Here is an 11911-nt window from a genome sequence, read left to right as displayed (position 1 = left end):
TATGGATGCCTTATCTATCTCTTTTTTAATTAATATAAATATTTTTGAATAACCTGTTTAGGATCCTTACCTGCTCTGATTTTCAGTTCAAGTTCAATTACGACATCTGCCATAATTGATTGCGGATCAATTACCTGATATGGATGATTGGGAGCCTGTTCCTGTGCTAAAGAAAGCTCGGTACAGCCCAGTAATATAACATTACAACCATATTCATCATGCATCTTGCGCAAGATGGAATGATACAATTCAGCATCAACTACGCCCTTTTGTTTAATATTAGAATAAATTAGTTTCGTAACTAGAGGCTGAATCTCTGGACCACCAAGTTCAGCACTACGATTCACTTTATTTAGCTCATCTACATACAGATGATCATAAATTGATCCTTCAGTTGCAATAAGTCCAATCTTCTTTTGCTCAGGAAATTTTTCCACGAAATTGTGTACCGCAATTCTCATCATATGCAAAAATGGAATATCAGTTAAATTAGCTAAGTCATCATAGAAATAATGTGCCGTATTACATGGCATTACGAAAAAATCGGGTTGCAATGTGGCCTGTTGCAAAAAGTCTTCCCGCAAAGCAGTAAAGAAGTTCCGTTTAGTATGATCCTTAATATAAGTTGTTCGATCAGGGACTTGCGCATCATTAACTAAAATGTAATTCAAATAATCCTGATCACAAGTAATTTCCATTCGATGATTAATTGAACGGATAAAGCTTTCTGTTGCAATCGTTCCCATTCCACCAATAATTGTAAAAAAATGCTTCATTTTACTATTCTCTAACTATAAAAGTGACCATTCTGGTCTTCTAATTCATTAATCACTTGCTGAGCAACCGTAATATCCGATGGATAAGGCGTATTCACACCTCGAATTTTTTGAAAACCATCTTCTCCTTTACCACAAATTAGCACGACATCACCTTTGTTTGCCATACTAATAGCATCATTGATTGCTTTAAGTCGGTCTAATTCGATTGTTACATCTACTTTGGTATGATCAATTCCTGCATCAATCTCTTCAGCAATTTCCTTAGGATCCTCAAATCCAGGATCGTCAGTTGTCAAAAATACTTTATCAGCAAACGCATTTAAGCTATTACTAAAACCTGGTCGTCTTGATACTCCTTTATCTCCAGGAGCTCCAACTACCACAATAATCTTAGGATTATTAAATTCTCGGCGCATAAAGCCCATTAAGGCCATCATTGATGCCTCATTATGCGCATAATCAACCACAACCACACCATGACTTGCAGTAATTTCCGTTTGCATTCTTCCTGGAACTGTTACAGTACTAATTCCTTTAGCAGCGTCATCATGTGCCATCCCAGCTAATCCCGCGCCAATTACAGCTGCTGTCCCATTCGACTCATTAAAATCACCTAACATCTTTAACTGATATTCACCAGCAATTGGTAATTCTTTTGCCTTATCACTAACACAAAGTACTTTAAATTTAGTCCGAGCCATATCAATTTCTTCCGAAGAGTAACAAAAATCAATCGGATGTTTTAATTCTGGATTAGTATAATTTTCATCAGCAAATAAATAAATACTATCTGGTGCAGTAGTAGTAGTGGCTGCTGCATATACCTCATTAAAATTGTTGGTCTGGGCATTAATAATACATTTACGCGCGTTAACCAATAATTGTAACTTACAGTGTAAATAATCTTCAAAATTAGGATGCTCGTTGGGACCAATATGATCTGGCGAAATATTTAAGAAAAAGCCTAAATCATAGGTTAAACCAAAAACCCTGTTCTTCTTATAAGCCTGACTAGAAACTTCCATGACTAGATGAGTCATCCCATTATCTACTGCTGTACGCATATCACGAAATAAATCTAAAGACTCTGGAGTTGTTAAGCTTGATTTAAACGTATCAACTTTTTTTTGACCCACAACGTTGTTAACAGAAGAAATTAAAGCCGTTTTGCCATCATTAATTTGATCTAGCATCCCTTTTAAAAAGTAGGCAGTAGTAGTTTTACCCTTTGTACCAGTTACTGCAACCACATATAAGTCATCTTGCGGAAATCGGAAAAAAGCAGCAGATAATAATGCCATTGCCTTGGAAACATCACGTACAATTAATGCGTGCATGCCCTTGCCTTCTGGGTAAGGTTGTTCAGCTACATAACAATTAGCCCCATTAGCTTTAGCCATTGATAAATATGTGGGACGAAAACCTGCCCCCTTACAGAAAAACAAAGTGTCCGTTTTAATGTCACGTGAATCATAGGAAACATATTCCATCTTGGTTCTAACCGTATCTTGAACTGCACTTGATTTAAGTAAATGATGTTCTTTTAAAATTAAAATACAGGTATTTAAAGAAATACTCATGTTATGCCCCTTCATTTTTGTCTTAGTCAAAATTATAACACAGCTAACTATCAGTTTTTTGTATTCTTTGGATTTAATGGTAAATAAATGATAAATCGCGTCCACTTATCATTAGATTCGCAAACAATTTTACCATGATGTAAATCAACAATACTCTTGGTAATAGATAAGCCTAAACCAGTGCCACCAGTCTGTGTATTACGTGAAGGCTCTACCCGATAAAATCGTTCAAAAATTTTTTTCAAGGAATCTGCAGGAATTGCTGCACCATTATTTTCAACACGTAACTCAACTTCATTATTGTTAACTAAATTAGCAATCAAATTGATTTGAGTTGCATCTGTACCATATTTTAAGGCATTAGCAATTAAATTGTTATAGACCCGTACCAATTTTTCTGGGTCTGCCTGAATTGTCAAATCTTTAGGTCTAGTTTCAATATTAAAAGTTATGCCCTTTTCGTGCGCTTCAAATTCAAAGCCAGCTGCAACTTGTTCCAACATTGAATAAATATGTAAGGGCGCAAGTTGCAGTTTAATATTAGTTGATTTCAACGTTGTATACTCAAGTAAATCATGTGCTAATGATTTCATTTGTTCTGCTTTCATATAAGCAATATTTAAGTATTTTTGTTGGTCGGCTGGATTAGCTACACCTGACTTTAAAAGCCCTAAATAGCCAATAATAGATGTTAAAGGCGTTCTAATATCATGAGATACATTACTAATCAATTCATCTTTTGAATTTTCGATTGCTTTTTCTTCATTAATTGCGTTAACCGTACTAGCTACTAATGAATTTATGGAATCAATTACTTTTTGTAAATCTGTTTTTACCTTAAATGAAATCGTATGATCAAAATGACCTTGAGCAATATAATGCAGTTCTGAAATAACATGACGCAATTGCATTTGGTGATAACGTCTGATTAAACGCCAATATAATACTAATAAATCACCCAGACCCATAATAACCAAAAAAGTATTTTGCCAAGACCACAAATGACGACCACCAGCAAAGGTGACGGTTTTTTTTAAAAAGTAAATGCCATTAGCCAAACTTTTATTTTGTAAAATCGTTAAATTTATTAAAATATCAACTGACAGATTTAATAATAGTAACAAGACTACTGTTATTACGCCTTCAGCAAACAACTCACTTTTTTCTGTGGCCGTCAGCTTAACACGTTCTTTTTTCATCTACTTAAGCCTCAACCTTATAGCCAACGCCCCAAACTGTTTGAATCACATCCTCACCATCAGTTGCTTTTTGAATTTTATCACGTAAATGTGACACATGAACCATTACAGTCTTAGCTGAAACGATTGATTCCTGTTGCCAAACTCGTTCAAAAATTTCATCAGCAGAAAAAACACGATTAGGATGACTAGATAGCAAATATAAAATGCCAAATTCTAGCGCAGTCAATTGAATATCCTTACCCGCTATGGTCTTTACCTCATGGGAGTCACGATTAATAACTAGCGGACCAATTTCTAATACATCAGGTTCATCGTCTTTAACTTGCTTTTGACTACGCCGCAAAAGCGAACGTACCCGTGCCATTACTTCAAGTGGATTAAATGGTTTAGAAACATAATCATCAGCACCAGTTATCAATCCTTGAATTTTGTCCATGTCGCCTGTCTTAGCTGAAACAATAATAATAGGAATATCGGAATCTTTACGAACTTCCTTAATTACGTCAATTCCACTCATATTGGGCATCATTACATCTAAAATCATTAAAGAAATATCAGAACTAGTGGTGAGTTTAGTTATCGCTTCTTTACCACTATAAGCAACAATTGGCGTATAGCCTTCATTTTTAAGGTAAATACTTAATAATTCAACAATTTCTTTATCATCATCAACTACTAAAATTTTCATCAGGGTCATTCCCTTCTCTTTTATGCATAATTATTCTTATTTAATTCATACTCACCTATAGTGTAGCAGAATTTGGCTAATATTTTAGCTTATTTAACAAGAAACATCTAATTATTCATACTTATCTTTAGCTTTTTATAAAATTCTTTAAATGATACTCAAAATTTATAGCAAAAGCAACTTATACCTAAGCTATAAATTGATAATAATTTAGTTACTTATTCAATAATCCTTAAAAGTTAACCTATTAAGTAGTTTAAAGTATTAAAAAACGGCAAATTATTAAATAATCTGCCGCTTAATTAGGTTAAGACCAAAGTATAATTAACTTTAACAGTTACCATGTAATTATAAAATTTAATAATTAACCCTTAATTTATATTATAGGCATTAATTTTCATTTCCATCATGCTGAGTTGACTTTAGAGTAAATGCAACAATTAAGCCAATAACTGCCAAAATCAAAGTGAAATATAAGCCATAATGTACACCATTAGTAAATTGTGCGGCTTTATTAGTGCCTTGGTAAGTATTTTGGCCCCAACTTAAAAAACTAGTCGCAAGAGCGGTGGCAACGGCGCCAATAATCTGCTGCATAGTATTTAAAATAGTACTGCCATCAGCTGATTCTGCCCCTTTTAAAGCATTCAAAGCATGGGTTTGTGCTGGGGACATCGCTAAGGGACAACCAATCATTATAATAATATGAGTTACAATAACATAAATAATACTTGAAGTGGGATTTGAAAAAATTAACATGATTAGCCCAATAATAGCAATAGTAAAACCTGATACAGCAGGTATTTTTGCTCCTACAGAATCATATAGTCGATCTGCAAAAGCTGACACTAAGGCGTTGATAATTCCACCAGGTAACATAATAATTCCTGTCAGGGCAACAGGCAACAATAGACCTCTTTGCAAATATTGTGGCAACAAATACATTGCTGATAAAATAATCGCAAAATCCAACATAACACAGATTGCCCCCTGTGCAAAAGCTAATTTCTTAAAAACGTGAAGATTAATAATTGGTTGTTCTAAATGTAATTGACAATATGTGTATAGAAATAAAACAATCGCAGCAATAGCTAACATTAATAAAACAGTTGGCGCCGTCCAGCCCATATTTGAAGCAAAGCTGACTCCCATTACTAAACTAGCAAATCCCACAACGGATTCAAATAATGAAAGAATATCTACCATTGGTCGAGTAATTTTACCAGTATTGGGTAAGCCAATAATAGCACAAATTAAGGCTACTACTAAAAAGGGCATAAAAAACCAAAAAATCCAATTCCAAGTTAACTTACCCAAAATAATACCAGTAATAGTAGGGCCAATTGCTGGCGCTAGCATAATGACTAGGGCACAAGCACCCACCGCAGTCCCCATTTTAGATGACGGGAAAATTAGCATCGCTACTGTAAACACTAAGGGCAAGATTAGCCCTGTCCCTAATCCCTGAATCATTCGACCTATTAATAAAATTATAAAATTAGGTGCTGTAGCAGCTATGATGACGCCAAATATAAAATCCAGCAAACCAATAATTACGATTTGTCTGGTAGAAAACCACTTAGTTAATAAACTTGAAAAAGGCAAAATGACACCAATTACTAACACATAGCCGGTAACCAGCCACTGAATAGTACCTGAATTTAGCTGAAATGATTTCATTAATTGTGGTAGTGCAATATTTAATGAGGTCTCTGATAGCATGCCCACAAAGGCGCCTATCATCATACTCATCATTGCCAACCAAGGGCGCTGAACTTTGCTTGATTATTTTCCATAAAAAACTCCTTTTACATTTTGTGCTTCTAAGCGCAACTTGATTATCTTATCAAAAAGAAAATTTCTTCGTAAGTTTTTTATTTAATTAAAAATCATATTCTAGCATCAAAGTCAGGCTTTACTAGCTAAAAATTACTTTTAGCAAGATAGTAAGATAAAAGCCACTATAAAAGGATCAAACTCTTAGAGAGCTTGACCCTTAATTAAATAATTTTTATTCTATTTCCTTTTTACCAGTATACAATTCGTAGTAGTAGCCCTTTTGCTTTAACAGCTGGTCATGATTACCTGCTTCAATAATATGACCATGATCAAGTACTAAAATCAAATCAGAATTAACGATTGTAGATAATCTGTGCGCAATAACAAAACTTGTTCTACCAGCAAGAAGATTGTCCATCCCCGATTGAATCAACTGCTCTGTCTGTGTATCAATGCTTGAGGTTGCCTCATCTAAAATCATTACTGGCTCATCTGCAATCATTGCTCGCGCAATACTTAATAATTGCATCTGTCCTTGCGACAAATCTCCGCCTTCACCATCAATAACAGTTTGGTAACCCTCATCTAAGTGATGAATAAATTCATCGGCATGAGACAAATGAGCTGCTTGATAGACATCATCATCACTAGCATTCATATTACCAAAGCGAATATTGTCCATTACCGTTCCTGTAAACATATGCGTTTCTTGTAAGACAATCGATAAAGAATGACGTAAATCATCTTTTTTAATCCGTTTAATTGGAATACCATCATAAGTAATAGTTCCTGAATCAATTTCATAAAAGCGATTGACCATATTAGAAATCGTTGTTTTACCTGCACCAGTTTCACCAACTAAAGCGACCTTCATCCCTGGTTTTGCATCTAGCGAAATATCATATAAAATTTGTTTGTCAGGAGCATAGCTGAAGTCTACGTGGTCAAAAACAATGTGACCTTTAACAGTTACCTGCTTAACTGTTCCATCATTTTGTGGCACATTCCAATACCAGGTGCCCTTAACCTTTTCATCTTTAGTTATTGTTACATCGCCATCATCTAGTTCAACTGGTTGATCTTCTAGATCAAAAATTCTTTTTGCACCAGCTAAAGCCATAACTATTGAATTTAACTGCTGAGAAATTTGTGCAATTGGCATAGCAAATTGTTTAGATAGCTGTAAAAAGGCCCCAATAACACCTAGTGATAGAGGTGCAATATGGTTAATGGCAACTGCGCCGCCAATAACCGCAATTAGTACATATAACAAGTTGCCAATATTACCCATAATTGGAAATAAAACCGTTGAATAAGTATTAGCCTTACCAGCTGCATTTTCTAGCTCTTTATTATAAACTTCAAAATCTGCTTCTACTTCTGGTTCATGACTGAAAACTTTGATAACTTTCAAGCCGTTAAGCATTTCTTCATTATAACCATTAACTTGACCTAATTCTTTTTGTTGTAATTGGAAATAATGCGCTGATCGTGACGTCAAAAACCGGACAACACCAATTGATAATGCAAAAATTATCAAAGTAAAAATCGTTAACTGCCAACTCAAACTAATCATTGCTGCTAACACGAAAACAATATTTAATAAGGAATTCATAAATTGTGGAATTGATTGCGAAATCATTTGCATTAAGGTATCAATATCATTGGTATAACGACTCATAATATCGCCAAAATCATTTTCATCAAAATACGCAATTGGTAATATTTCCATATGCTCAAACATTTCGTTACGAACGCGATATTGCACCTTTTGAGCTAAAACTCCCATTAACATCGTAAAAAAGTAGCTAGCAATAAAGCCAATGGCATAAAAGCCAAACATTACTACAATTGCCTGCCATAAAGGACCAAAATCAGGATGAGATTGTTTAAGTAACGGCATTATGTATTCATTAATTAAACGTTCAATGAATAAAGAACCCATAACGGTTGATCCAGCTGACAAAATAATCGCAATTATTGACGTAATCAGCATCCAGGGACTGGTATTGGCAACTAATTTAAGCAACCGTAATAAGGTGGTTGAACGCTTACCAGTCATCTTCTTAGTTTCTACTGCTTTATCCAAATTTATCACCTACTTTTTCTGTTCTTCTTGGAATTTTGCAATTGAACTGTATAAATCATTACGTTCCATTAATTCATCATGCGTGCCAATATCCTGAATTTTACCTTCATCCATTACTACAATTCGGTCTGCATCTTTAATTGAAACAATTCTTTGTGAAATAATAATCTTGGTAGTATCTGGCATATTTTTAGCTAGAGATTCTCTGATTTCTCGCTCCGTTTGAGTATCAACTGCTGAAGTTGAATCATCCAAAATCAAAATTTTGGGTTTTTTAAGGAGGGCACGAGCAATCGTAATTCTCTGCTTTTGTCCACCAGAAACATTGCTACCACCTTGTTCAACCATTGTATCGTATTGATTGGGCATTTCACTAATGAAATCATCTGCATGAGCAATTTTCGCAGCAGCTAAAATCTGCTCATCAGTTGCATTTTCATTACCCCACTTTAAATTTTCTTTAATCGTTCCCGAAAACAGAACATTATTTTGTAAAACCATCGCTACATTATCACGCAGTGTTTTTAAATCATATGATTTAACATTGTGCCCAGAAACTCTGACAGCTCCTGAAATTGTATCGTAAAGCCGCGGTATCATTGCCACTAGCGTGGATTTTGAAGACCCTGTTCGACCGATTATACCAAGAGTTTCACCTGATTTAATGTTTAAATTAATATCATTTAAAGCTAAATTCTTATCTTCTTGATTATATTTAAAGTTGACGTGATCAAAGATTACTTCGCCATTAGTTAAATGCGTTAATGGTTTACGTGGATTTTCAATCGATGGTTTTTCATTGATTACATCCGCAATTCTTCGCCCACTAGCTGCCGAAATAACTAATTGGGTAAAAATCATTGCTAAAATATTTAAACTATTTAAAACTGAATTGGAATAGGAAAACATTGAAATAAGTTGTCCTGGTTGTAAGCTACCGCCAACAATTTCTTTCGCTCCAAACCAACAAATAGCTAAATTAGAAATATTCAAAACGGCCATAACAATCATTGAATTGAGTGACATAATCTTTTGCGCTGTAGCAAATAATTTATAAATAAAACCTGACGTTTTTTTGAACTGGTTTGTTTGTTGCTCTTCTTGCACAAAAGTCTTAACTTCTCTAATGCCCCGAACATTTTCACGCACAACTTCATTCATCCGATCGTATCCCCTAAATATTTTGGGAAAATAAGGATTAACACTTTTGATAACCAAGGCCAGTAGAAGAATAAAAATTGGAGCAATTACCACAAAAATTAATGATAGCCGTGGACTAATAATTAATGACATAATTATGGAAACGACTAACATCATTGGTGCTCTAACTGCAATTCTAATCAATATTTGATATGACATCTGGACATTATTAACATCCGTTGTCATTCTAGTTACTAAACTCGCACTAGAAAATTTGTCAATATTTTCGAACGAATAATCTTGTACATGATAAAACATATCTTTGCGCAGGTTAGCAGCAAACCCCGCCGCAGCATGAGCCGAAACATAGCTAGCACTCGCTCCTAAAATAAGAGAAGTAATTGTAATTGCAAACAGAACCAAACCCCACTTAGTTATATATGGCATATTACCCTTCATAATTCCATTATCGATTAAAATACCAACTAAATATGGAATCAGCATTTCTATAATAACTTCTCCGGTAACAAATAGCGGCGACAGCAAAGACAATTTTTTGTATTGCCTAATAGATTTACGCAGCGTATTAATCATTAAATACCTCTTTCTATTAAGTCAAAATGACATTTATACTTTTTCTAAGAGCAATTTATTTTAAAAAGGATAAACAGACTCATCGGTGTCTGTTTATCCTTTTTATATATAAAGTTATTTAAGTATAGCTCTTTTCTTGACAAAAAGCACTCTATTTGTTTCTGGCTACTGGTGAAAAGACCGAACCAATCAGTTCATAATGTTTTCTAAATAACCAACGAATACCATAAACAACAATTGCAATAATAATATTAGCTGCACCAGGTAATATTGGATTTATTACTTTTAGTGCAGGTAGCGACAATAGCCACATCAAAGCTAGTAACCCTAAAATCATTGTCACTAGACCTAAAATCAACTTAGACCAAGGAATTTTATTGCTTTTACCAGTTGCAGGCAAAATTAATTCATTATATTTGGTCATCAGTGCTCCCATACCAGCGCCGACACTAATTAAAGTTAAAATGCCCATTTGTGCATTGGCTTTAGAATTAGTCTGAAAGAGTGCTAGTACCCCAAAGATACCAACAAAAAGTACCACATAAATTAATGCACCATCAACTGCATATTGCCAAAAGGGAATATCTGCAGCTGTTTTCTCTTTTGGCTTAATTAAATCAGCTGCTTTTAATTTTGGCGACATCGTATAAAAATTAGAAGCCGGTCGCCCATGGTGTTGCGCTAGCACTATTTCAGGCAACAGTAAATCAATACGCTTTTGCGCTTCTTCTTGGCTCATTTTACCTTGGGTTTCTAACTCCTTTTGTAAACGAAAAATATAATCAGCATTCTTTTTACTAAGTTCTTTTCGCAGTTCCTGGGAACTCATCTGTTTAATTTGATCATCTTTATTTTGAACCGCAACTTTTTCTTTTAATTTTTCTTGCTGATTTGCATCAATTTTTGTTTGCTCAGCATTTTTATTTTCAGCCATTATCTTTTCCTAAACATTAAATCTAAACTCAATAATGTCACCGTCTTGCACTTCGTAATCTTTTCCCTCAAGACGCAACCTACCAGCTTCCTTGACCTTCTGCATGGTCTCATATTTATTTAAATCAGCAAATGAGACAACTTCTGCCCTAATAAAGCCTCGTTCAAAGTCAGAATGAATTACACCAGCAACTTGGGGCGCCTTCATTCCTTCATGAAAGGTCCATGCTCGTGTCTCTGGTCCACCTGCTGTAAAGAACGTGCGCAATCCCAAAAGATGATAAGCTGCTCTAATTAGTCGATCCAATCCTGACTCACTCACACCCTCGGCTTCTAAAAATTCAGCTTTTTCATCCTCATCTAGACCAGCAATTTCTTCTTCAGTTGCTGCAGAAACACCAATGCAACCAGCATTTTCACTTTCAGCATGCTTTTTTACAATTTGGTAATATTGGTCAGCTTCAGGATTAGCCATTGCTTCTTCTGCAATGTTAGCAACGTAAATTACCGGCTTAGCGGTTAACAAAAATAGACCCTTTACTATTTTTTCTTCTTCATCATTAAAACTAATTGAGCGTACCGCTTTACCTTCTTCTAGAACGGGCTTAATCTTTTGTAAAACTTGTAATTCAGCCTTAGCTTCTTTGTCTTTTTGCTGCGCTAACTTTTTAACTTTATCAATGCGCCGATTAACTGCATCTAAATCTGAAATCGCTAATTCTAAATTGATTGTATTAATATCTTCTTCAGGATCAACTTTGCCAGTAACTGAAGTAATATTATCATCTTCAAATGACCGGACTACATGGATAATTGCATCAGTTTGGCGAATATTTTCTAAAAATTTATTGCCTAGTCCTTCACCTTTAGATGCTCCTTTGACCAGCCCTGCAATATCAGTAAACTCAAAGGTAGTATGGACAATTTTTTTAGCAGGAACTAATTCTTGGATTCTAGCTAATCTTTTATCCGGTACCTCAACCATCCCAACATTTGGTTCAATGGTAGCAAATGGGTAGTTAGCCATCTCAGCACCAGCTTTAGTAATTGCATTAAATAAAGTAGACTTCCCGACATTAGGTAAGCCAACAATTCCAGCAGTTAATGACATATTTATCCTCTTCTTT

The 11911-nt window shown here is 34.7% G+C and carries 9 protein-coding genes; all 9 read right to left on the bottom strand.

Annotated elements, in window-relative coordinates; all coding sequences use genetic code 11:
* Positions 1-29: 29 nt before the first annotated feature.
* The 9 genes from F5ESL0237_RS01005 to ychF all read right to left on the bottom strand — a co-directional run bounded on the left by F5ESL0237_RS01005 (position 30) and on the right by ychF (position 11895).
* On the bottom strand, positions 30-776 hold the full coding sequence (locus F5ESL0237_RS01005; protein ID WP_122024396.1) for an aspartate/glutamate racemase family protein: 747 nt from the start codon (positions 774-776) through the stop codon (positions 30-32).
* An 11-nt stretch (positions 777-787) separates the two neighbouring features.
* Entirely contained in the window at positions 788-2359 is a 1572-nt protein-coding gene (locus F5ESL0237_RS01000) for a UDP-N-acetylmuramoyl-L-alanyl-D-glutamate--2,6-diaminopimelate ligase (protein ID WP_122024395.1), read from the bottom strand.
* A 50-nt stretch (positions 2360-2409) separates the two neighbouring features.
* Positions 2410-3558, bottom strand: coding sequence for a cell wall metabolism sensor histidine kinase WalK (locus F5ESL0237_RS00995; RefSeq protein ID WP_090093715.1), 1149 nt, complete (start codon positions 3556-3558; stop codon positions 2410-2412).
* 4 nt (positions 3559-3562) lie between these two features.
* Entirely contained in the window at positions 3563-4249 is a 687-nt protein-coding gene (locus F5ESL0237_RS00990; protein WP_090093716.1) for a response regulator transcription factor, read from the bottom strand.
* A gap of 390 nt (positions 4250-4639) precedes the next feature.
* Positions 4640-6004 (bottom strand): DHA2 family efflux MFS transporter permease subunit, encoded by a 1365-nt coding sequence (locus F5ESL0237_RS00985; protein WP_122024394.1) that lies wholly within the window; start codon positions 6002-6004, stop codon positions 4640-4642.
* 256 nt (positions 6005-6260) lie between these two features.
* Positions 6261-8090: an ABC transporter ATP-binding protein gene (locus F5ESL0237_RS00980; protein WP_122024411.1), complete on the bottom strand. Its 1830-nt coding sequence runs from the start codon at positions 8088-8090 to the stop codon at positions 6261-6263.
* A 36-nt stretch (positions 8091-8126) separates the two neighbouring features.
* Positions 8127-9851: an ABC transporter ATP-binding protein gene (locus F5ESL0237_RS00975; RefSeq protein ID WP_122024393.1), complete on the bottom strand. Its 1725-nt coding sequence runs from the start codon at positions 9849-9851 to the stop codon at positions 8127-8129.
* A 151-nt stretch (positions 9852-10002) separates the two neighbouring features.
* The gene (locus F5ESL0237_RS00970) at positions 10003-10785 is read right to left on the bottom strand and encodes a DUF1129 family protein (RefSeq protein ID WP_122024392.1); all 783 of its coding nucleotides are present in this window, start codon (positions 10783-10785) and stop codon (positions 10003-10005) included.
* Between the two features lie 9 nt (positions 10786-10794).
* Entirely contained in the window at positions 10795-11895 is a 1101-nt protein-coding gene (ychF, locus tag F5ESL0237_RS00965; protein ID WP_122024391.1) for a redox-regulated ATPase YchF, read from the bottom strand.
* Between the last annotated feature and the right edge of the window lie 16 nt (positions 11896-11911).

Origin of the sequence: Lactobacillus sp. ESL0237 (assembly GCF_003692985.1) — a bacterium.
GTDB classification, from domain to species: domain Bacteria; phylum Bacillota; class Bacilli; order Lactobacillales; family Lactobacillaceae; genus Lactobacillus; species Lactobacillus bombicola.
The sequence above is the reverse complement of the archived record's forward strand: the minus strand, read 5'-3'. Positions and strand labels throughout refer to the sequence as shown.